The sequence below is a fragment of the Acinetobacter sp. ANC_7513 genome (assembly GCF_056779915.1).
Window position 1 is genome coordinate 53,224 of the sequence record NZ_JBWYIW010000012.1, and the last position, 18,828, is coordinate 72,051.

At 41.9% G+C, this 18,828-nt stretch carries 31 protein-coding genes and 1 pseudogene; 30 read left to right on the forward strand and 2 right to left on the reverse strand.

The annotated features are described in order from the left end of the window. Nucleotides 1-4 precede the first annotated feature (4 nt). Nucleotides 5-1,207 (reverse strand): PLP-dependent transferase, encoded by a 1,203-nt coding sequence (locus AC1M9B_RS12370; RefSeq protein ID WP_481609209.1) that lies wholly within the window; start codon nt 1,205-1,207, stop codon nt 5-7. A 152-nt stretch (nt 1,208-1,359) separates the two neighbouring features. Here AC1M9B_RS12370 and AC1M9B_RS12375 point away from each other — a divergent pair, with 152 nt between their 5' ends. The 30 genes and pseudogenes from AC1M9B_RS12375 to AC1M9B_RS12520 all read left to right on the forward strand — a co-directional run bounded on the left by AC1M9B_RS12375 (nt 1,360) and on the right by AC1M9B_RS12520 (nt 17,590). After that, on the forward strand, nt 1,360-2,118 hold the full coding sequence (locus AC1M9B_RS12375; RefSeq protein ID WP_035265089.1) for a type 1 glutamine amidotransferase: 759 nt from the start codon (nt 1,360-1,362) through the stop codon (nt 2,116-2,118). A gap of 235 nt (nt 2,119-2,353) precedes the next feature. Beyond that, nucleotides 2,354-2,665, forward strand: coding sequence for a 30S ribosomal protein S10 (gene rpsJ / locus AC1M9B_RS12380; RefSeq protein WP_004725677.1), 312 nt, complete (start codon nt 2,354-2,356; stop codon nt 2,663-2,665). Nucleotides 2,666-2,724: 59 nt separating this feature from the next. Beyond that, nucleotides 2,725-3,363 (forward strand): 50S ribosomal protein L3, encoded by a 639-nt coding sequence (gene rplC / locus AC1M9B_RS12385; RefSeq protein ID WP_035265091.1) that lies wholly within the window; start codon nt 2,725-2,727, stop codon nt 3,361-3,363. 11 nt (nt 3,364-3,374) lie between these two features. Further along, complete coding sequence (gene rplD / locus AC1M9B_RS12390) at nt 3,375-3,977, forward strand: 50S ribosomal protein L4 (protein ID WP_035265093.1); 603 nt, start codon at nt 3,375-3,377, stop codon at nt 3,975-3,977. Then, nucleotides 3,974-4,294 carry a 50S ribosomal protein L23 gene (rplW, locus tag AC1M9B_RS12395; protein WP_035265097.1) on the forward strand — a complete coding sequence of 107 codons (321 nt, stop codon included), beginning with the start codon at nt 3,974-3,976 and terminating at the stop codon, nt 4,292-4,294. Before rplD ends, rplW begins: the two co-directional genes overlap by 4 nt. Before the next feature lie 11 nt (nt 4,295-4,305). Next, nucleotides 4,306-5,130 (forward strand): 50S ribosomal protein L2, encoded by an 825-nt coding sequence (rplB, locus tag AC1M9B_RS12400; RefSeq protein WP_035265099.1) that lies wholly within the window; start codon nt 4,306-4,308, stop codon nt 5,128-5,130. A gap of 19 nt (nt 5,131-5,149) precedes the next feature. Next, nucleotides 5,150-5,425 (forward strand): 30S ribosomal protein S19, encoded by a 276-nt coding sequence (gene rpsS, locus AC1M9B_RS12405; RefSeq protein WP_004281508.1) that lies wholly within the window; start codon nt 5,150-5,152, stop codon nt 5,423-5,425. A gap of 11 nt (nt 5,426-5,436) precedes the next feature. Further along, complete coding sequence (gene rplV, locus AC1M9B_RS12410; RefSeq protein ID WP_035265103.1) at nt 5,437-5,766, forward strand: 50S ribosomal protein L22; 330 nt, start codon at nt 5,437-5,439, stop codon at nt 5,764-5,766. Nucleotide 5,767: 1 nt separating this feature from the next. Then, a pseudogene (gene rpsC, locus AC1M9B_RS12415) lies at nt 5,768-6,584 on the forward strand (30S ribosomal protein S3). Then, complete coding sequence (gene rplP, locus AC1M9B_RS12420; protein WP_035265110.1) at nt 6,524-6,937, forward strand: 50S ribosomal protein L16; 414 nt, start codon at nt 6,524-6,526, stop codon at nt 6,935-6,937. The pseudogene rpsC and the gene rplP overlap by 61 nt, the downstream one beginning before the upstream one ends. Continuing rightward, on the forward strand, nt 6,937-7,134 hold the full coding sequence (gene rpmC / locus AC1M9B_RS12425) for a 50S ribosomal protein L29 (RefSeq protein WP_035265113.1): 198 nt from the start codon (nt 6,937-6,939) through the stop codon (nt 7,132-7,134). The genes rplP and rpmC overlap by 1 nt, the downstream gene beginning before the upstream one ends. Then, entirely contained in the window at nt 7,131-7,388 is a 258-nt protein-coding gene (gene rpsQ, locus AC1M9B_RS12430) for a 30S ribosomal protein S17 (RefSeq protein ID WP_004691314.1), read from the forward strand. Before rpmC ends, rpsQ begins: the two co-directional genes overlap by 4 nt. A 91-nt stretch (nt 7,389-7,479) precedes the next feature. Next, nucleotides 7,480-7,848 carry a 50S ribosomal protein L14 gene (gene rplN, locus AC1M9B_RS12435; RefSeq protein ID WP_035265119.1) on the forward strand — a complete coding sequence of 123 codons (369 nt, stop codon included), beginning with the start codon at nt 7,480-7,482 and terminating at the stop codon, nt 7,846-7,848. A gap of 11 nt (nt 7,849-7,859) precedes the next feature. After that, on the forward strand, nt 7,860-8,177 hold the full coding sequence (rplX, locus tag AC1M9B_RS12440) for a 50S ribosomal protein L24 (RefSeq protein ID WP_035265122.1): 318 nt from the start codon (nt 7,860-7,862) through the stop codon (nt 8,175-8,177). A gap of 16 nt (nt 8,178-8,193) precedes the next feature. Further along, on the forward strand, nt 8,194-8,730 hold the full coding sequence (rplE, locus tag AC1M9B_RS12445; RefSeq protein WP_004809796.1) for a 50S ribosomal protein L5: 537 nt from the start codon (nt 8,194-8,196) through the stop codon (nt 8,728-8,730). A 9-nt stretch (nt 8,731-8,739) separates the two neighbouring features. Continuing rightward, entirely contained in the window at nt 8,740-9,045 is a 306-nt protein-coding gene (gene rpsN / locus AC1M9B_RS12450; RefSeq protein WP_067731180.1) for a 30S ribosomal protein S14, read from the forward strand. Nucleotides 9,046-9,057: 12 nt separating this feature from the next. Then, on the forward strand, nt 9,058-9,453 hold the full coding sequence (gene rpsH / locus AC1M9B_RS12455) for a 30S ribosomal protein S8 (RefSeq protein WP_035265132.1): 396 nt from the start codon (nt 9,058-9,060) through the stop codon (nt 9,451-9,453). A 13-nt stretch (nt 9,454-9,466) separates the two neighbouring features. Continuing rightward, nucleotides 9,467-10,000, forward strand: coding sequence for a 50S ribosomal protein L6 (gene rplF, locus AC1M9B_RS12460; RefSeq protein ID WP_035265135.1), 534 nt, complete (start codon nt 9,467-9,469; stop codon nt 9,998-10,000). Between the two features lie 14 nt (nt 10,001-10,014). Then, complete coding sequence (gene rplR, locus AC1M9B_RS12465) at nt 10,015-10,365, forward strand: 50S ribosomal protein L18 (protein ID WP_035265138.1); 351 nt, start codon at nt 10,015-10,017, stop codon at nt 10,363-10,365. A gap of 2 nt (nt 10,366-10,367) precedes the next feature. Beyond that, on the forward strand, nt 10,368-10,865 hold the full coding sequence (gene rpsE / locus AC1M9B_RS12470) for a 30S ribosomal protein S5 (RefSeq protein WP_035265141.1): 498 nt from the start codon (nt 10,368-10,370) through the stop codon (nt 10,863-10,865). 6 nt (nt 10,866-10,871) lie between these two features. Next, on the forward strand, nt 10,872-11,048 hold the full coding sequence (gene rpmD / locus AC1M9B_RS12475) for a 50S ribosomal protein L30 (RefSeq protein ID WP_004786899.1): 177 nt from the start codon (nt 10,872-10,874) through the stop codon (nt 11,046-11,048). Between the two features lie 3 nt (nt 11,049-11,051). Next, nucleotides 11,052-11,492: a 50S ribosomal protein L15 gene (gene rplO, locus AC1M9B_RS12480; protein WP_035265144.1), complete on the forward strand. Its 441-nt coding sequence runs from the start codon at nt 11,052-11,054 to the stop codon at nt 11,490-11,492. Nucleotides 11,493-11,537: 45 nt separating this feature from the next. Continuing rightward, a complete protein-coding gene (gene secY, locus AC1M9B_RS12485) occupies nt 11,538-12,857 on the forward strand; it encodes a preprotein translocase subunit SecY (protein ID WP_171076742.1) in 1,320 nt (439 codons plus the stop codon). Nucleotides 12,858-12,877: 20 nt separating this feature from the next. Next, entirely contained in the window at nt 12,878-12,994 is a 117-nt protein-coding gene (gene rpmJ / locus AC1M9B_RS12490; protein WP_000867907.1) for a 50S ribosomal protein L36, read from the forward strand. Between the two features lie 106 nt (nt 12,995-13,100). After that, a complete protein-coding gene (rpsM, locus tag AC1M9B_RS12495) occupies nt 13,101-13,457 on the forward strand; it encodes a 30S ribosomal protein S13 (protein WP_035265156.1) in 357 nt (118 codons plus the stop codon). A 19-nt stretch (nt 13,458-13,476) separates the two neighbouring features. Next, on the forward strand, nt 13,477-13,863 hold the full coding sequence (rpsK, locus tag AC1M9B_RS12500) for a 30S ribosomal protein S11 (RefSeq protein ID WP_001040166.1): 387 nt from the start codon (nt 13,477-13,479) through the stop codon (nt 13,861-13,863). 12 nt (nt 13,864-13,875) lie between these two features. Next, complete coding sequence (gene rpsD / locus AC1M9B_RS12505; RefSeq protein ID WP_035265160.1) at nt 13,876-14,502, forward strand: 30S ribosomal protein S4; 627 nt, start codon at nt 13,876-13,878, stop codon at nt 14,500-14,502. 17 nt (nt 14,503-14,519) lie between these two features. Further along, on the forward strand, nt 14,520-15,527 hold the full coding sequence (locus tag AC1M9B_RS12510) for a DNA-directed RNA polymerase subunit alpha (protein ID WP_035265161.1): 1,008 nt from the start codon (nt 14,520-14,522) through the stop codon (nt 15,525-15,527). 18 nt (nt 15,528-15,545) lie between these two features. Then, the gene (rplQ, locus tag AC1M9B_RS12515; protein WP_034587447.1) at nt 15,546-15,911 is read left to right on the forward strand and encodes a 50S ribosomal protein L17; all 366 of its coding nucleotides are present in this window, start codon (nt 15,546-15,548) and stop codon (nt 15,909-15,911) included. A gap of 188 nt (nt 15,912-16,099) precedes the next feature. After that, the gene (locus AC1M9B_RS12520) at nt 16,100-17,590 is read left to right on the forward strand and encodes a flavin-containing monooxygenase (RefSeq protein ID WP_481592039.1); all 1,491 of its coding nucleotides are present in this window, start codon (nt 16,100-16,102) and stop codon (nt 17,588-17,590) included. Between the two features lie 48 nt (nt 17,591-17,638). Here AC1M9B_RS12520 and AC1M9B_RS12525 read toward each other — a convergent pair whose 3' ends face one another. Then, nucleotides 17,639-18,811, reverse strand: a complete 1,173-nt coding sequence (locus AC1M9B_RS12525) for an acyl-CoA dehydrogenase family protein (protein WP_035265167.1) — start codon at nt 18,809-18,811, stop codon at nt 17,639-17,641. Nucleotides 18,812-18,828 lie beyond the last annotated feature (17 nt).

Genomic DNA, 18,828 nt, shown 5'->3' on the forward strand with positions numbered 1-18,828 from the left:
CTTTTTATTCGATCTTTTGTTGTTGCATTATTTTGAGTGCTTGTTGAATATCTTCTATCAAATCGTGAGGATGTTCCAGTCCTATACAAAAACGAACCAATATTCCTTCTTGTAAATGTGTATGTGCAAGCTCACGCATTTGATCAATTTGATAGAGCATTACTAAACTCACTGGGCCACCCCAGCTAAAACCTAATTTAAACAGGTTAAGCGCATCACAAAAATAGCGTATATCTTGAAGATTATATTTTTTATCAAAAATTACACTGATCAAACCTGCGCTCAATTCTGATAGGCAAACTTCTTTCCAAAAAGTATGACCTGCAGATTTTGGATTGGCAGGGTGCAATACTTGTGCAAACTCATTTTGCTGTAGAAGCCAGCTTAATAAAGTTAGCGCTGATTTAGATTGGTGCGTATAACGGAGTTCCATTGAAGATAGGCTGCGCTGAATCTGTGCGGTGTCATCGCCTGATATAGAAATCCCTTGAATTGCATGCATGCGAAATAGCTTGTGGTATAAATCCTTGTTTTTTGTTACGACACTCCCCATGAGAATGTCACCACCACCGCTTGGATATTTGGTGAGTGCATGGACGGTGATATCGACTGCTAAGTGTTCTGTACCAAAATCAAAAGCATTAAAAGCTAGACCCGCTCCCCAAGTATTATCAAGTGCGGTAAGGATCTTATGCGTTTGAGCTTTTTTGACCAGATTCGTTAAATCTGGAAATTCGAGTGTTACAGATCCTGCAGCCTCTAACCAAATTAACTTAGCTTTATCACTGGGTTTAAAGCTCTCAACATCAATTGGGTTATAGACCTTAACGGCAATACCATAACGTGATTCTAGGTTTCGCAAATGCTCCATATTTGGACCGTAAATATTGTCCGCGACCCAAACTTCATCACCATGTGCTAAAAAACAAGAATTCACCAAGTTGATTGCAGAGAGTCCGCTTGGTGCAAGTAGACAGTATTCTCCGCCTTCTAATTGTGCAATATTGTCGCCTAGCGTAAACGTGGTAGGGGTGCCATGTGTTCCGTAACTAAAGTCATAAGCATCGGTCCAATGGCGATTGAAAAGAGCATCGGTATTTTCAAAAATGATCGTTGATGCACGATAAATAGGGGGTTGAATACTATTTAAAAGTTGAGGTGCTTTTCTAGGGCTATGTATGAGTTGAGTTTGCGTATTTATTTTCACAATTTACCTGTATAAACCGTCATTTTATAACTAACAAAACATACTACTAAAAAACTGCATAGCTGTGCTTTGTTTAAAATTATTTAACAACCTATAGGTTGGCTTCATTTTTGCAACTGCTAGTGCAATATAAGAAAAGTTCGGGTTGGAAAATGAAGCCATTAAAAGTGCATTACTTTCAGCATATTGCTGGTGAAGGGTTCGGAAGTTGTTATGAATATTTAAAATCAATTGGAGCACAAATTAGTGCTACGGAGTTTTTTGCATTACCTGTTGAGATGGCATTAGAAATCGAGGCGTTACCAGCAATTGAAGATATTGATTTACTAATCATCATGGGTGGAGCAATGAGTGTAAATGATGAGGCAAATTATCCATGGCTAAAAATAGAAAAAAGATGGATCCGTCGATATTTATCACTAGGCAAGCCTGCCATTGGTTTGTGTCTCGGAGGTCAGCTTATAGCCAATGCTTTGGGAGCAAGTGTACGTTTAAATGAACAACAAGAGTTAGGTTGGACTAATGTCTTCAGAACTCAACATGGTTTATCAGATTACTTTGAAATACCTAAAGAATTGGAAATAATGCAATGGCACAGTGAGACTTTTGAGATTCCTAAAGGAGGCGTCAGACTGGCTGAAAATAATGTGTGTGCAAATCAAATGTACCAAATTGGAAAGAATGTGCTGGGTTTTCAGTTTCATCCAGAAATAACGCCGAAAGTTTTACAAATGTATATTGAGAATGAAGAGCATGAGAAGGTATTTTCTGGCGCTTATGTACAATCTTTAGATACCTTAAAACAAACAAAAAAAACGAGGTTCCAAAAAGGGAATGAATTGCTGATCGATGCAATTAATTATGTATTGGGGTTCGGGCAGGGTGTACAAAAGAAAGCCGCCAACGCTTAACCGTAAATTGAGAAAAAATGATAAATAGGTTTGCTTAACAGTTAAACAATCGTTATAATGGGCGACCCTTTGATATTAAGGGCTAAACAACGTTGATTGTTGTTTAGATCGTTACAGTCGTGGCATCGATCACGACCTTAGTGATTTTCACTGCCTCTGACACTTGCCTTGTTTTCGGACAGGGGGAGATGCGTCATGGGTGATTCTTTATATATTTGGCTTGGAGTTTACTGGTATGTCTAACCAGAGAATCCGTATCCGTTTGAAGTCTTTTGATCACCGTTTAATTGATCAATCTTCTCAAGAGATCGTAGAAACAGCAAAACGTACTGGTGCACAAGTTTGTGGTCCAATCCCGATGCCAACTCGCATCGAGCGTTTTAACGTTCTAACTTCACCGCACGTTAACAAAGACGCGCGTGATCAGTATGAAATCCGCACTTACAAGCGTTTGATCGACATCGTTCAACCTACAGACAAAACTGTAGATGCATTGATGAAATTAGATCTTGCAGCTGGTGTAGACGTTCAGATCGCATTGGGTTAAGGCTTTCGGTTAATTAACACTCTAAGTTAATTAAGCCGCTTTTTTAGAGGTTTATGCACATGGCTATTGGTTTAGTCGGTCGCAAGTGCGGTATGACACGTATCTTTACAGATGCTGGTGTTTCTGTACCTGTTACAGTGATTGAGGTTGATCCTAACCGCATCACTCAAATCAAAACGCTTGAAACTGATGGTTATCAAGCGATTCAAATCACTACTGGTGAACGTCGCGAATCTCGCGTTACTAATGCTCAGAAAGGTCACTTCGCTAAAGCGGGTGTTGCTGCTGGTCGTTTAGTTCAAGAGTTCCGTGTTACAGAAGCTGATCTTGAAGGTCGTGAAGTTGGCGGAACTATCGGTGTAGATTTGTTCACAGTGGGTCAAATCGTTGACGTAACTGGTCAGTCTAAAGGTAAAGGTTTCCAAGGTGGTGTTAAGCGTTGGAACTTCCGTACTCAAGACGCTACTCACGGTAACTCTGTTTCTCACCGTGTTCTAGGTTCTACAGGTCAAAACCAGACTCCTGGTCGCGTATTCAAAGGCAAAAAAATGGCTGGCCATTTAGGTGCTGAACGCGTAACTACACAGGGTCTTGAAATCGTTGCTATCGATACAGAGCGTTCAGTTCTTGTAGTTAAAGGCGCGGTTCCTGGTGCTACCGGTGGTGACGTAACTGTTCGTCCTACTATCAAGGCTTGAGGGGAAATAACGTGAATTTAAATACTGTTTCCGGCTCTGCTGTTGAATTATCAGAAGTTGCGTTCGGTCGTGAATTCAATGAAGCTCTTGTACACCAAGTTGTTACAGCTTATTTAGCTGGTGGTCGTCAAGGTTCAAAAGCTCAGAAATCACGTGCAGACGTTTCTGGCGGTGGTAAAAAACCATTCCGTCAAAAAGGTACTGGTCGCGCTCGTGCTGGTTCTATTCGTAGCCCAATCTGGGTTGGCGGTGGTAAAACTTTTGCTGCTCGTCCACAAGACTGGTCTCAAAAAGTAAACCGTAAAATGTATCGCGGTGCTATGCAATGCATCCTAGCTGAGCTTGTTCGTCAAGATCGCTTAGTTTTAGTTGAAGAGTTTGCTGTAGCTGCTCCAAAAACTAAAGAATTGCTTGCAAAACTTAACGACTTGAATGCTACTCGTGCATTAATCGTTACTGATGCTGTTGATGAGAACTTGTATCTAGCTGCTCGTAACCTTCCACACGTTGATGTGGTTGATGCTGCTGCTATCGATCCTGTTAGCTTGATCGCGTTCGATAAAGTTGTTATGTCTGTAGCTGCTGCTAAGAAAATTGAGGTAGAACTCGGATGAACAACGAACGTATCTATCAAGTCCTAAAAGGACCTGTATTCTCAGAAAAAGCACAAGTTTTAGGTGAAACTGCTGGTGTTCAAGTGTTTAAAGTTGCTATCGATGCAAACAAACTTGAAATCAAAAAAGCAGTTGAACAATTATTTGGTGTAGAAGTTGTTAAAGTTAACACGACTATCACTAAAGGTAAGACTAAACGCTTTGGTAAAACTATCGGACGTCGTTCTGATGTTAAAAAAGCATACGTCACCCTGAAAGCTGGCCAAGATGTAGAAATGGCTGACTTGGGCGATACCGCTGAAAGCACAGCGGAATAAGGACGAGAATTATGCCTATTCAAAAATGTAAGCCAACGTCTCCAGGACGTCGCTTTGTAGAGAAAGTCGTTCACGACCATCTTCACAAAGGTGCGCCTTATGCTCCGTTGGTAGAAGCTAAAAAACGTACTGGTGGTCGTAATAACAACGGTCACATTACTACACGTCACGTTGGTGGTGGTCACAAGCAACATTACCGTATTGTTGACTTTAAACGTAACAAAGATGGCATTCCTGCGACTGTAGAGCGTATCGAATACGATCCTAACCGTACTGCACACATTGCATTAGTTTTGTATGCTGATGGTGAGCGTCGTTATATCATTGCGCCTAAAGGTCTACGTGCTGGTGATAAAGTTCAATCTGGTAACGATGCTCCAATTCGTCCAGGTAACTGCTTACCACTTCGTAACATGCCTATCGGTTCTACTCTTCACAATATCGAGCTTAAAATCGGTAAAGGCGCTCAATTAGTGCGTTCTGCTGGTGCTTCTGCTCAGTTATTGGGTCGTGACGGTTCTTACGCAATTATTCGTCTACGTTCTGGCGAAATGCGTAAAGTACACGTTGAATGTCGCGCAGTTCTTGGTGAAGTTTCTAACCAAGAAAGCAACTTACGTTCACTAGGTAAAGCTGGTGCTTCACGCTGGCGTGGTGTTCGTCCTACCGTTCGTGGTATGGCGATGAACCCGGTAGATCACCCACATGGTGGTGGTGAAGGGCGTAACAAAGGTATTCAACCTGTAAGCCCATGGGGTCAAAAAGCTAAAGGGTACAAGACACGTACCAATAAGCGTACGACTAAGATGATCATTCGCGACCGTCGCGTTAAGTAACAAGTAAAGGAATCTGACAATGCCTCGTTCTCTGAAAAAAGGCCCATTCGTCGATGCGCACTTGTTCGCTAAGGTTGAAGCGGCTATCGCGGCTAATAACCGTAAGCCGATCAAAACTTGGTCGCGTCGTTCGATGATCCTCCCGGATTTTGTTGGTTTAACAATTTCTGTACACAATGGTCGTAACCATGTTCCGGTAATCGTATCTGAACATATGGTTGGTCACAAGCTTGGTGAATTTGCACCGACTCGTACTTACCGTGGTCACGGTGTTGACAAGAAATCTAAACGTTAATAGGTGCTATGATGGAAGTAACTGCTAAATTACGCGGTGCCGCTATCTCGGCACAAAAAGCTCGTTTGGTTGCAGACTTGATTCGCGGCAAATCTGTTGCGCACGCTCTTAACATCCTAAACTTCAGCAACAAAAAAGCTGCAGTTTTAGTTAAGAAAGCGTTGGAATCTGCGATTGCAAACGCTGAACATAATAACAGTTTAGATGTAGACGATCTTAAAGTTTCTACGATCTACGTTGATGAAGGCATGAGCCTTAAACGTATTTTGCCACGTGCTAAAGGCCGTGCAGATCGTATTACTAAGCGTACTTGTCACATCACCGTTAAGGTAGGGGTTTGATATGGGTCAGAAGGTTCATCCAATCGGTATCCGCCTAGGTGTTGTGAAACGTCATAACGCTAACTGGTATGCGAATCCGAAACAATACGCTGAATACTTGCTTAAAGATCTTCAAGTTCGTGAGTTTTTAAACAAAAAACTTAAGAATGCGATGGTGAGCAATATTCTTATCGAACGTCCAACAGGCGCTGCTAAAGTAACAATTAGCACTGCTCGTCCTGGTATCGTGATCGGTAAAAAAGGCGAAGACATTGAAAAATTACAGCGCGAACTTACCAATATTATGGGTGTTCCAGCGCAAGTAAGCATCAACGAAATTGATCGTCCAGATTTAGACGCTCGTCTAGTTGGTGAAGCAATTGCTTCTCAATTAGAAAAACGTGTAATGTTCCGTCGTGCTATGAAGCGTGCGGTTCAAAACACTATGCGTGCTGGTGCGAAAGGTATCAAAGTTGAAGTTTCTGGTCGTTTAGGCGGTGCAGAGATTGCACGTACTGAATGGTATCGTGAAGGTCGTGTACCTCTACATACTCTTCGTGCTGACATCGACTATTCAGCGGTTCGCGCAGAAACTACTTACGGTACGATCGGCGTTAAAGTTTGGATCTTCCGTGGTGAGATCTTGGGCGGCATGAAACAAGTCATGAACCCAGCTCCAGCTGAAGAACGTCCAGCTAAACGTGGTCGCGGTCGTGGTGAAGGTCAAGAGCGTCGTGGTCGTCGCAATGATCGTTCTGCTGAAAAAGGAGAATAATCCATGTTGCAACCTAAACGTACTAAATTCCGTAAAGTGCAAAAAGGCCGTAACACTGGTCTAGCACATCGCGGTAGCACAGTATCTTTTGGTACTATCGCACTTAAATCAGTTGAACGTGGTCGCATGACTGCGCGTCAAATTGAAGCAGCGCGTCGTACAATCAGCCGTCGTGTAAAACGTGGTGGTAAGATCTTTATCCGTGTATTCCCGGACAAACCAATTACTGAAAAACCATTAGAAGTTCGTATGGGTAAAGGTAAAGGTTCTGTGGAATATTGGGTTTGTGAAATCAAACCAGGTAAGATCCTGTACGAAATGGAAGGTGTGAACGAAGAATTAGCGCGTGAAGCATTTACGCTTGCTGCTGCTAAACTTCCGTTTAAAACCACTATCGTGACTCGGACGGTAATGTAATGAAAACTAAAGATCTACGTGAAAAGTCGGTAGAAGAATTGACAGCTTTGCTTGATGAGCAACAGTTGAACCAATTCCGTCTTCGCATGGCTAAAGCAACTGGTCAATTGGGTAAATCGCACGAAGTGCAATTAACTCGTAAAACTATTGCTCGCATCAAGACCCTCCTTACCGAAAAACAGGGGAACGCACAATGAGTGAGCAAACAGTTCGCACGTTAACAGGCAAAGTAGTAAGCGACAAGATGGACAAGTCTATCGTTGTTCTTATCGAACGCCGCGTTCAACACCCGTTGTATGGCAAATCAATCCGCCGTTCAACAAAATTACACGCTCATGATGAGAACAACACTGCTAAAACTGGCGATGTTGTAACTATCAAAGAAAGCCGCCCAATTTCTAAAACTAAGTCTTGGACTTTAGTTGAAGTTGTTGAAGCAGCTGCTGAGTAAATAACGTTCTTGTTGCATCATCGGTCAATTTCGAGTACTCTTTGAGCCTTTCGAAATTGTGACCGGTGATGCTCGGTTTTGGAGTAGGGCAATGATTCAGACCGAAACTATGCTCGACGTAGCAGACAACAGTGGTGCTCGCCGCGTACAATGTATTAAAGTACTTGGTGGTTCACATCGTCGTTATGCTTCAGTTGGCGACATTATTAAAGTTACTGTAAAAGAAGCAATTCCACGTGGCCGTGTTAAAAAAGGCGACGTAATGAATGCAGTAGTTGTACGTACAAAATTCGGTATCCGTCGTCCAGATGGTTCTGTTATTCGTTTCGATGATAACGCTGCTGTTATTTTGAACAACAACAAAGCTCCGATTGCTACTCGTATTTTCGGACCAGTGACTCGTGAACTTCGTACTGAACAGTTCATGAAAATCATTTCATTGGCTCCTGAAGTTCTATAATAGAGGCAATCATGGCTAAGATTAAAAAAGGCGATCAAGTAATCGTGATCGCAGGTAAAGAAAAAGGCAAACAAGGTACTGTTTTGTCTGTTTCTAATGACCGAGTTAAGGTTGAAGGTCTTAACTTAGTTAAGAAGCATCAAAAGCCTAACCGTGCAACAGGTGCTGAAGGCGCTATCGTTACACAAGAAGCTTTGCTTCATATCTCTAACGTGGCAATTTTTAATGCTACAACCCAAAAGGCTGACCGTGTTGGTTACCAAGTGATTGATGGCGTGAAAACTCGCGTTTACAAATCAAATGGTGAATCAGTGGCGGTAGCGAAGTAATAGGTTGAAATAGGCAATGGCCAGACTTAAAGCGCGTTACAACGACGAACTTAAAGCTCAATTACAAGAACAATTGGGCGTTAAGAATGTGATGGAGATCCCTCGCATCACTAAAATCACGATCAATATGGGTGTTGGTGCAGCAGCTGCTGACAAAAAACTCCTTGATGGTGCTCTTTCTGATATGCAAGCTATCGCTGGTCAAAAACCAGTTCTTACGTTAGCTCGTAAATCTATCGCTGGTTTCAAAATCCGTGATGGTTGGCCGATTGGTTGTAAAGTTACTTTACGCGGCGAACGCATGTACGAATTCTTAGACCGTTTGATCTCTATCGCGATCCCTCGTATCCGTGACTTCCGTGGTTTCTCTGCGAAATCATTTGACGGTCGTGGTAACTACTCTATGGGTCTTAAAGAACAGATCATGTTCCCTGAGATCGATTTTGATAAGATTGACCGTATTCGTGGTATGGATATTACCATCACTACGACTGCTCGCACCGATGACGAAGGCCGTGCGCTTATGCGTGCATTCGGCTTCCCGTTCAAATAAGAGGTCGATATGGCTAAGAAAGGTATGATTAATCGCGAATTGAAACGCGAAGCTACTGTTGCTAAATACGCTGCAAAACGTGCTGAATTAAAAGCTGTTATTGCAAACGTAAATGCAAGCGACGAAGAGCGTTTCGAAGCGATGATGAAGTTACAAGCATTACCACGTAATGCATCTCCAGTACGTCTTCGTAACCGTTGTGGTTTAACTGGTCGTCCTCATGGTTACTTCCGTAAGTTCGGTTTAAGCCGTAACAAATTACGTGACACAGTAATGCAAGGTGATGTACCGGGCGTTGTTAAGGCAAGCTGGTAAGGAGCACTATAAATGAGTATGCAAGATACCGTTGCCGACATGTTAACACGTGTTCGTAACGCACAAATGGCGAAGAAACAAACTGTTTCTATGCCAAACTCAAAGTTAAAAGTTGCGATTGCTAACGTTCTTCAACAAGAAGGTTATATCGCTGACGTAGCTGTTGCGGATGCTGAAGGCAAACCAACACTTACTTTGACTTTAAAATATTTCGAAGGCAAACCAGTTATTGAAACTGTGAAGCGCGTTAGCCGTCCAGGTTTACGTCAATATCGCGGTAAAGATAACCTTCCAAGCGTTAAGCAAGGTTTAGGTATTGCAATTGTTTCTACAAGCAAAGGCATCATGACTGATCGCGCTGCACGTGCTGCAGGTATCGGTGGTGAAGTTATTGCTTTTGTTTCTTAATAGGTGATTCCTCATGTCTCGTGTGGCTAAAGCCCCAGTAACTGTACCTAACGGTGTAACAGTTACTCAGAACGGCCGGCAGGTCGAAGTGAAAGGCAGCAAAGGTACTTTGTCTTTCAACCTGCATGCGCTGGTCGAGCTAAAACAGGAAGACGGTATTCTAGCTGTTGCTCCTAAAGCTGAATCTAAAGATGCTTGGATGCAAGCTGGTACTGCTCGCGCTGTGCTTAACAACCTTGTTAAAGGTGTTAGCGAAGGTTTCGAACGTAAGTTACAACTTATCGGTGTTGGTTATAAAGCTGCGGTTAAAGGGAACACAGTTCACCTTAACCTAGGTTTCTCTCACCCGATCGATTACAACCTTCCTGAAGGTGTAACTGCTGAAACTCCTACAGCTACTGAAATCGTGCTTAAATCTGCTGATAAAGCAGCTTTAGGTCAAGTTGCTGCAGATATCCGTGGTTACCGTCCACCAGAGCCATATAAAGGTAAAGGTGTTCGTTATTCTGATGAAGTTGTACTTCGTAAAGAAGCTAAGAAGAAATAAGGCGCGAGGTTCTTATGAACGAAAAGAAACAAACCCGTTTGCGTCGTGCGAAAAGCACACGCTTGCACATCCGTGCATTGGGTGCGACTCGTTTGTGTGTAAACCGCACTCCGCGTCACATCTATGCTCAAGTAATCTCAGCAGATGGTGGCAAAGTATTAGCGCAAGCTTCTACTTTAGATGCTACGTTACGTAGTGGTACTACAGGTAACGTTGAAGCAGCTACTAAAGTTGGTGCTTTAATCGCTGAACGTGCTAAAGCAGCTGGCGTAACTAAAGTTGCATTTGACCGTTCTGGTTTCAAATATCATGGTCGTATCAAAGCCTTGGCTGATGCTGCTCGTGAAAACGGCTTGGAGTTCTAATCATGGCTAAAGTTGAACAAAACGAAGGTCTTGTTGAAAAGCTGGTTGCCGTTGATCGTGTAGCCAAAGTTGTTAAGGGTGGTCGTATCTTCTCTTTCACAGCATTAACTGTTGTGGGTGATGGTAATGGTCGCGTAGGTTTTGGTCGTGGTAAAGCTCGTGAAGTTCCAGCTGCTATTTCTAAAGCACTTGAAGCTGCTCGTCGCAACATGATTACTGTTGAACTTGTTGATGGTACTGTTCAGCACCCTATCAACGCTCGTCACGGTGCTAGCCGTGTTTACATGCAACCTGCTTCTGAAGGTACTGGTGTAATTGCTGGTGGCGCTATGCGTGCTGTTTTAGAAGCTGTTGGTGTACGTAACGTATTAACTAAATGTTATGGTTCTACTAACGCTGCGAACGTAGTAAACGCGACTTTTAATGGTCTGCGTGATATGACTTCTCCTGAGAAAGTTGCTGCGAAACGTGGTCTTTCAGTAGCACAAATTCAAGGGTAATCAATCATGAAAACGATTAAAGTTACCCAGACTAAATCTGCATCGCATCGCTTGAAAAATCACAAGCTTAGCCTTAAAGGTTTAGGTCTGCGTCGTATTGGTCACACTGTAGAAGTTCAAGATACTCCTTCTAACCGTGGTATGATCAATCAAGTTTACTATATGGTTAGTGTAGAGGAATAAGCCATGACTCTGCGTTTAAATACAATTGCACCTGCAGAAGGTGCTAAGCGTGAAAACCTTCGTTTAGGCCGTGGTATTGGTTCTGGCGTTGGTAAGACTGGTGGCCGTGGTGTCAAAGGTCAAAACTCACGTAAGAGCGGTGGTACTCGTCCAGGTTTCGAGGGTGGTCAAACTGCGTTATATCGTCGTCTACCTAAGTTCGGTTTCACTAGCCAATTGGCTTTGAAAACTGCTGAAGTACGTTTGTCTGAACTTAACAAAGTTGAAGGCGATATCGTTACTCTTGAAACTTTAAAAGCAGCGAACGTTGTACGTAAAGATATGATTCGTGCTCGTATCGTTCTTTCTGGTGAAATCACTCGTGCATTCACTGTTCAAGGTGTTGCATTGACTAAAGGCGCTAAAGCTGCTGTTGAAGCTGCTGGCGGTAAAGTCGAGGAGTAATCGCGAGTGTCTATGTCTCCTAGTTCTACAGGTCATGTTCACATGATGAAAGGTCAACCATTTCACGTGAAATATCGTGAAATTATTCGCCGATTAATGTTTTTAATTGGTGCTTTGGTGGTCTTTCGACTAGGAGCGCATATTCCGCTGCCAGGTATTGATAATGTCGCTTTAGAACGTTTCTTTAATGCAAACCAGGGTACTTTCCTTGGTTTGTTTAATATGTTCTCAGGCGGGGCATTGGAACGAATGTCCATTCTTGCGTTGGGGATCATGCCGTATATTTCTGCATCGATTATCGTGCAGTTAATGTCAACGGTTGTTCCTTCGCTGGAAGCATTGAAAAAAGAAGGCGAGCAGGGCAAGCGTAAGATTAACCAATATACGCGTTACGGCACATTATTCCTTGCAATTGTACAAGGTATTGGTATGTGTGCGGGTCTGATCAGTCAAGGGATTACCTTTACTTCAGGTTTAGCATTCTATATTCCTGCATTAACGTCGTTAGTTGCAGGTACCATGTTCTTAATGTGGTTGGGAGAGCAAATTACCGAACGTGGTGTTGGTAATGGGATCTCTATGATCATCTTTGCAGGTATTGTTGCTGGTTTACCAAGTATGGTTGTGCAATCATTTACCCTAGTGGAAAATGGTCAATCAAGCTTAATTGGTATTGCTATATTTGGCTTATTGTCTTTAGCTGTTTTAGCTGCGATTGTGTTTATTGAAAAAGCACAACGTCGTATACCTGTTAACTATGCTCAAAAGCAGCAAGGTCGCCGAGTATTTACTGCACAGCAGACTCACTTACCATTAAAAATCAACATGGCAGGTGTTATTCCAGCAATTTTCGCAAGTTCGTTATTGCTGTTTCCTGCAAGTTTAGGTCAATGGTTAGGTAGTTCTGATCCTAATGCAGGGATCGTTAAGCGTACACTACAAGATTTGGCATTAGTTTTATCGCCTGGACAACCATTATATTTGGTGCTATTCGGTGCGCTTATTATTTTCTTCTGTTATTTTTATACGGCACTAGTTTTCAGTCCTAAAGAAGTATCAGAAAACTTAAAGCGTAGTGGAGCTTATGTACCTGGTATCCGCCCAGGTGAGCAAACTGCTCGTTATTTAGATCATATTCTTAGTCGTTTAACATTTATCGGTTCGATTTATATCACTGTTGTATGTTTAATGCCGATGGTACTTCAAAGTTCTTTTGGTATTCCATTCCATTTGGGTGGTACATCGCTGTTGATCGTGGTTGTTGTAGTTATGGACTTTATGGCTCAGCTACAGGCACACCTCACATCGCGCCAATATGATAATCAAACACTAATGAGTAAAACGACTGCTCATCCTAAGGGATAAGCGCACTTAGAGGTTTCATCATGAAAGTTCAAGCTTCTGTAAAGAAAATTTGTGGTAGCTGTAAAGTTATCCGTCGTAATGGGGTAATCCGCGTGATTTGTAGCGCTGAACCTCGTCATAAGCAGCGTCAAGGTTAATCTGATCAAGACCTGTTGATTTCAGTAGGCTAATTAGGTTATTATCCGCCCCTCAAAGATTTTGTGGGGCGGTTGATTATCTCTACTGCCTTTTTGGAGAAAGTGAATGGCTCGTATTGCCGGTGTAAACATTCCGGATAACAAGCATGCTGTTATCTCTCTTACGTATATCTTTGGTATTGGTCGCCATACTGCTAAGCAAATCTTAGCTGCAACTGGTATTGCACCAACTACTAAGATCCGTGAATTAGATGACGCTCAGCTTGATGCGATTCGTGCAGAAGTTGCTAAGGTTCCGACCGAAGGTGACTTACGTCGCGAAATTTCCATGAACATTAAACGTTTAATGGATTTAGGCTGCTACCGCGGTCTTCGTCATCGTCGCAGCTTGCCTGTCCGCGGACAACGCACCAAAACTAACGCACGTACCCGTAAAGGTCCGCGCAAACCTATTAAGAAATAAGATTTCTGGAAGCTAAAAGATGGCTAAAGATACTCGCACACGCAAGAAGGTCACTCGTACCGTCTCTGAAGGTGTTGCACACATTCACGCTTCTTTTAATAACACCATTGTGACTATTACCGATCGTCAAGGTAATGCACTGGCTTGGGCCACTTCAGGTGGACAAGGCTTCCGTGGATCACGTAAATCAACTCCGTTTGCTGCTCAGGTAGCTGCTGAAGTTGCTGGTAAAGCTGCTTTGGATTACGGTTTGAAAAACTTGGACGTCCTTGTTAAAGGTCCTGGTCCAGGTCGTGAATCTGCGGTTCGTGCTTTAGGTGCAGTGGGTTATAAAATTAATAGCATTACCGATGTGACTCCAATTCCTCACAACGGTTGCCGTCCACCTAAAAAACGTCGCGTGTAAGGAGAAACATTCATGGCTCGTTATATTGGTCCAAAATGCAAACTCTCTCGCCGCGAAGGGACAGACCTGCAACTTAAATCAGGCGTTAAACCGTTTGATGTTAAGACAAAAAAACATGCTAAAGCTCCTGGCCAACATGGTGGAGCTCGTGGTGGTAAACAATCAGAGTACTCACTACAATTACGTGAAAAACAAAAAGTACGTCGTATGTACGGTGTTTTAGAACGTCAATTTAGTAACTACTATAAAGAAGCTGCTCGTGTTAAAGGCGCAACAGGTGAAAACTTGTTGAAATTGCTTGAAAGCCGTTTAGATAACGTTGTTTATCGTATGGGCTTTGGTTCTACACGTGCAGAAGCTCGTCAGCTTGTATCTCACCGTTCAATCACTTTAAATGGTCGTCGTGTTAACATCGCGTCAATCCAAGTTAAAGCTGGTGACGTGATTGCAGTACACGAAGGCGCTAAACAACAATTACGTATTAAAAACGCAATTGAATTGGCTGCTCAACGTGGAACTCCTTCTTGGATGGAAGTTGACCATTCTAAATTAGAAGGTACATTCAAATCTGCACCTGATCGTTCTGATTTACCTGCTGAAATCAACGAAAGCTTGATTGTTGAATTGTATTCTAAATAATCCTTGAGGTAGCAATAATGACGCGTACTGCAAACGAGTTTCTAACTCCGCAAGCGATCAAGGTCGAAGCGGCAAGCGGGACCTCGGCAAAAGTGATTCTAGAACCTTTAGAGCGTGGCTTTGGTCATACTCTAGGTAATGCTTTACGTCGCATTCTTTTATCATCTTTACCTGGCGCTGCTGTGGTTGAAGTTGAGATTGAAGGCGTCGAGCACGAGTACAGTACTTTAGAAGGCTTGCAGCAGGACATCGTCGAGCTCTTGCTGAACCTTAAAGGATTGTCTATTAAGCTGTTCGATCAAAATGAAGCATATTTGACATTAGAGAAACAAGGACCTGGCGATGTAACTGCCGCTGATCTTCGTTTACCTCACAATGTCGAAGTGGTTAACCCTGAACATTTGATCGGCACGTTAAGTGCTTCAGGCTCATTGAAAATGCGCTTGAAAGTTGTTCAAGGTCGTGGTTATGAGACTTCTGATTCTCGCTTCCCAGAAGGTGAAACTCGCCCAGTGGGACGTTTACAATTAGATGCGTCTTATAGCCCGATTAAACGTGTTTCTTACACAGTTGAAAATGCTCGTGTAGAACAACGTACAGACCTTGACAAGTTGGTCATTGATCTTGAAACAAACGGGACTGTTGATCCTGAAGAAGCGATCCGTAAAGCGGCAACAATCTTGCAACAACAAATTGCAATCTTTGTTGATCTTCAGAAAGATCAAGCTCCAGTTGCTCAAGAACCTCGTGAAGAAGTTGACCCAATCTTGCTTCGTCCAGTAGATGATCTAGAGCTTACTGTTCGTTCTGCTAACTGTTTGAAAGCAGAAAATATTTACTACATTGGTGATCTTGTTCAACGTACTGAGGTTGAGTTGTTAAAAACTCCTAACTTAGGTAAAAAATCGTTGACTGAGATCAAAGATGTTCTGGCTTCAAAAGGCTTACAACTCGGCATGCGTTTAGAAAACTGGCCACCAGCTAGTTTACGTATGGACGATCGTTTTGCCTATCGTAGTCGTTAATTAAGTAGGACTATCACCATGCGTCATCGTAATAGTGGTGTGAAATTAGGCCGTACAAGCAGTCATCGTAAAGCGATGTTCCAAAACATGGCTAATTCTTTGTTTGAACACGAGTTGATCAAAACAACTGTGCCTAAAGCAAAAGAGTTACGTCGTGTAGCTGAGCCTTTAATCACTTTAGCTAAAGTCGATACAGTAGCAAACCGTCGTTTAGCGTTTGCTCGTACTCGTTCAGCAGCAACTGTTGGTAAATTATTTACCGTTCTTGGCCCTCGTTACAAAGAACGTAACGGCGGTTATCTACGTGTTCTTAAAGCGGGCTTCCGTGCAGGTGATGCTGCACCGATGGCTTACGTTGAGCTAGTAGATCGCGAAGTTAAATAATTTCGTGTAGAACATCGCAAGTTGTTCAAAAAAGGTCGGTTGAATAAACCGGCCTTTTTTTGTCTAACAATTGGCATTACTTGACCTCAATTGATATGTTTTTTGCAACTTTTAGTCAAACTTGACATTGTGTATTGTCAAAAATATGTTTTAATAAAAATGTTCTTATAAAAAGGTTAATAAAAGAAATGGATAAGCAAGTCGATATTCTTATTGTTGGTGCTGGTATCTCTGGAATTGGAATTGCAGCACATTTAATTAAAAATAATCCGAACCGTAAATTTGAAATACTCGAACGTCGTAAAAGTTTCGGTGGAACTTGGGATTTGTTTAAATACCCAGGTATTCGCTCCGACTCAGATATGTCTACTTTTGGCTACAATTTTAAGCCGTGGCGTAAAGCGAATGTGCTTGCAGATGGCGCTTCGATTAAAGGTTACTTGGGCGAAGTTGTTAGTGAGTACAATATTAAAGAAAAAATTCATTTTGAACATCGTGTACTTTCAGCGAATTACGATACTTCAATTAAAAAATGGATTGTAGAAATCCAAGATCAAAATGAAAAGAAACAAACTTGGCAAGCTAATTTCGTCTTAGGATGTACAGGCTATTATAACTACGATCAAGGTTTCCAACCTGATTTTCCAAATCAAGATAAATTTAAAGGTCAATTGATTCATCCACAATTTTGGCCTGAAAATTTAGATTATACCGGTAAGAAAGTAGTTATCATTGGTAGTGGAGCAACTGCAATCACTTTAGTACCAGCAATGGCAAAAGGTGGGGCTGGGCATGTAACAATGTTACAACGTTCACCAACGTATATTGCTTCAATTCCTTCGATTGATTTTGTTTATGACAAAACACGTAAATTTATGACAGAGGACATGGCATATAAGTTCACGCGTGCTCGTAATATCGGAATGCAACGTGCGATTTTTGCTTTGTCAAAAAAACAACCTCAATTGGTTCGCAAGTTACTTCTTAAATCTATTGAAATGCAGTTGAAAGGTAAAGTGGATATGAAGCACTTTACCCCAAGTTACAATCCTTGGGATCAACGTTTATGTGTAGTGCCAGACGGTGATTTATTCAAAATTTTACGTAGTGGTAAAGCAAGTGTTGAAACAGATCATATTGAATCCTTCACTGAAAATGGTATTCAATTAAAATCTGGTAAACACTTAGATGCAGATATCATTGTTTCTGCAACTGGTCTAGAAATTCAAATTATGGGCGGTATCAAAGCGACTGTTGATGGTCAGCCGATCAACACTAGCGAACATATGCTTTATAATGGTGTGATGGTAAGTGATGTACCAAATATGGCGATGGTTATTGGTTATGTGAACGCGTCATGGACCTTAAAAGTAGATGTCGTTGCTGATTATATTTGCCGTTTATTCAAATATATGGATCAGAACGGTTATGATGAAGTTGTCGCACCAACTGACCATTCTGCAATGCTCGATGAAACAGTTATGGGTGAAATGTCATCAGGTTATATCGCGCGAGCGGCTGATCAACTTCCAAAACAAGGTACTAAGGCACCTTGGATGGCAACGCATAACTATTTAGCTGATCGTAAAGATCTCAAAAATGCGACTTTTAACGATGGTATTTTAAAATTTTCGAAGGCTCCCGCACAGTCTGTAAAAAAGCCTAAATTAGTATCTTAATGAATAGCTATTAAAATAAAAAAGGAAGCGAAAGCTTCCTTTTTCTATTTATAAAGAACGTGATATGAGTTCTTTCATGATTTCATTGGTGCCTGCATATATACGATTTGCACGGTTATCAATATATGCGCGTGCAATAGGGTATTCAAGCATGAAGCCATAGCCACCATGTAACTGCAAGCATTCATCGACGACTTTAGAGAACATATCAGAAATTTTATATTTTGCAGCTGCGGCCGCATCTACACCTAACGTACCCTCAAGTTGTAATTCCATACAACGATCTAAATAAGAACGACAGAAGTCTATTTCAGTTCGAAGTTCTGCTAGCTTAAAACGTGTATTTTGAAATGCACCAATTGGCTTGCCAAATGCTTTACGATCTTTTGTATATTGTACTGTGTGCGCAAAGGCAGCTTCTGCACCTGCTTGGCAGATAATCGCAACAAGCATACGTTCCCATGCGAGTTCTTTCATAAGCATGATGAAGCCCATGCCTTCCATACCAATTAAATTTTCCTTTGGTACACGAACATTATCAAAGAACAATTCGCAAGTATCTTGTCCTTTCATACCAATTTTATTGAGTGGTTTACCTTTGGTGAATCCTGCTCGATCAGCTTCGACAATGATAAGCGATAAGTTGGCTGAACCTTTATCACTATTACCTGTCTTGCACACAACAATCGCCATGTCACATAGATAACCATTGGTAATAAAAATTTTAGAACCATTGATGACATATTCATCGCCATCTAAAACTGCAGAAGTTCGTACAGCTTGTAAGTCTGAACCTGTACCAGGCTCCGTCATCGCAATGGCAGTGACAACTTCGCCAGAAGCCATTTTAGGGAGCCATTTTTTCTTCTGCTCTTCGTTGGCAAAATTATTCAGGTAGTTCGCAACAATATCCGAATGCAATGAAAAACCAGTTGATGAATCCATTGCATAAGCTTGTTCTTCAATGAGGATCATACTGTAGAGTCGATCTACACCATATCCACCATATTCTTCAGGCATTGTGGTGCACAATAGACCCATTTCACCCGCTTTATTCCATAAGTCACGATCTACATGTTGTTGTTCTTCGTATTTGGCAATATTTGGAACGACTTCTTTTTCATAGAATTTTCGGACAGTATCACGAAAGGCTTCATGTTCTGCATTGAATAATTTTCGAGGCAACATATTAGGAATTGGTCGAATTGCGCCTGATTGCATATTTATATTTCCATAAG

Bases quoted from the DNA above. Each gene is read 5' to 3' on its own strand.
- AC1M9B_RS12375 (WP_035265089.1), top strand. From the start codon at position 1,360: ATGAAGCCATTAAAAGTGCATTACTTTCAGCATATTGCTGGTGAAGGG.
- rpsJ (WP_004725677.1), top strand. From the start codon at position 2,354: ATGTCTAACCAGAGAATCCGTATCCGTTTGAAGTCTTTTGATCACCGT.
- rplC (WP_035265091.1), top strand. From the start codon at position 2,725: ATGGCTATTGGTTTAGTCGGTCGCAAGTGCGGTATGACACGTATCTTT.
- rplW (WP_035265097.1), top strand. From the start codon at position 3,974: ATGAACAACGAACGTATCTATCAAGTCCTAAAAGGACCTGTATTCTCA.
- rplB (WP_035265099.1), top strand. From the start codon at position 4,306: ATGCCTATTCAAAAATGTAAGCCAACGTCTCCAGGACGTCGCTTTGTA.
- rpsS (WP_004281508.1), top strand. From the start codon at position 5,150: ATGCCTCGTTCTCTGAAAAAAGGCCCATTCGTCGATGCGCACTTGTTC.
- rplV (WP_035265103.1), top strand. From the start codon at position 5,437: ATGGAAGTAACTGCTAAATTACGCGGTGCCGCTATCTCGGCACAAAAA.
- rplP (WP_035265110.1), top strand. From the start codon at position 6,524: ATGTTGCAACCTAAACGTACTAAATTCCGTAAAGTGCAAAAAGGCCGT.
- rpmC (WP_035265113.1), top strand. From the start codon at position 6,937: ATGAAAACTAAAGATCTACGTGAAAAGTCGGTAGAAGAATTGACAGCT.
- rpsQ (WP_004691314.1), top strand. From the start codon at position 7,131: ATGAGTGAGCAAACAGTTCGCACGTTAACAGGCAAAGTAGTAAGCGAC.
- rplN (WP_035265119.1), top strand. From the start codon at position 7,480: ATGATTCAGACCGAAACTATGCTCGACGTAGCAGACAACAGTGGTGCT.
- rplX (WP_035265122.1), top strand. From the start codon at position 7,860: ATGGCTAAGATTAAAAAAGGCGATCAAGTAATCGTGATCGCAGGTAAA.
- rplE (WP_004809796.1), top strand. From the start codon at position 8,194: ATGGCCAGACTTAAAGCGCGTTACAACGACGAACTTAAAGCTCAATTA.
- rpsN (WP_067731180.1), top strand. From the start codon at position 8,740: ATGGCTAAGAAAGGTATGATTAATCGCGAATTGAAACGCGAAGCTACT.
- rpsH (WP_035265132.1), top strand. From the start codon at position 9,058: ATGAGTATGCAAGATACCGTTGCCGACATGTTAACACGTGTTCGTAAC.
- rplF (WP_035265135.1), top strand. From the start codon at position 9,467: ATGTCTCGTGTGGCTAAAGCCCCAGTAACTGTACCTAACGGTGTAACA.
- rplR (WP_035265138.1), top strand. From the start codon at position 10,015: ATGAACGAAAAGAAACAAACCCGTTTGCGTCGTGCGAAAAGCACACGC.
- rpsE (WP_035265141.1), top strand. From the start codon at position 10,368: ATGGCTAAAGTTGAACAAAACGAAGGTCTTGTTGAAAAGCTGGTTGCC.
- rpmD (WP_004786899.1), top strand. From the start codon at position 10,872: ATGAAAACGATTAAAGTTACCCAGACTAAATCTGCATCGCATCGCTTG.
- rplO (WP_035265144.1), top strand. From the start codon at position 11,052: ATGACTCTGCGTTTAAATACAATTGCACCTGCAGAAGGTGCTAAGCGT.
- secY (WP_171076742.1), top strand. From the start codon at position 11,538: ATGAAAGGTCAACCATTTCACGTGAAATATCGTGAAATTATTCGCCGA.
- rpmJ (WP_000867907.1), top strand. From the start codon at position 12,878: ATGAAAGTTCAAGCTTCTGTAAAGAAAATTTGTGGTAGCTGTAAAGTT.
- rpsM (WP_035265156.1), top strand. From the start codon at position 13,101: ATGGCTCGTATTGCCGGTGTAAACATTCCGGATAACAAGCATGCTGTT.
- rpsK (WP_001040166.1), top strand. From the start codon at position 13,477: ATGGCTAAAGATACTCGCACACGCAAGAAGGTCACTCGTACCGTCTCT.
- rpsD (WP_035265160.1), top strand. From the start codon at position 13,876: ATGGCTCGTTATATTGGTCCAAAATGCAAACTCTCTCGCCGCGAAGGG.
- AC1M9B_RS12510 (WP_035265161.1), top strand. From the start codon at position 14,520: ATGACGCGTACTGCAAACGAGTTTCTAACTCCGCAAGCGATCAAGGTC.
- rplQ (WP_034587447.1), top strand. From the start codon at position 15,546: ATGCGTCATCGTAATAGTGGTGTGAAATTAGGCCGTACAAGCAGTCAT.
- AC1M9B_RS12520 (WP_481592039.1), top strand. From the start codon at position 16,100: ATGGATAAGCAAGTCGATATTCTTATTGTTGGTGCTGGTATCTCTGGA.
- AC1M9B_RS12525 (WP_035265167.1), bottom strand. From the start codon at position 18,811: ATGCAATCAGGCGCAATTCGACCAATTCCTAATATGTTGCCTCGAAAA.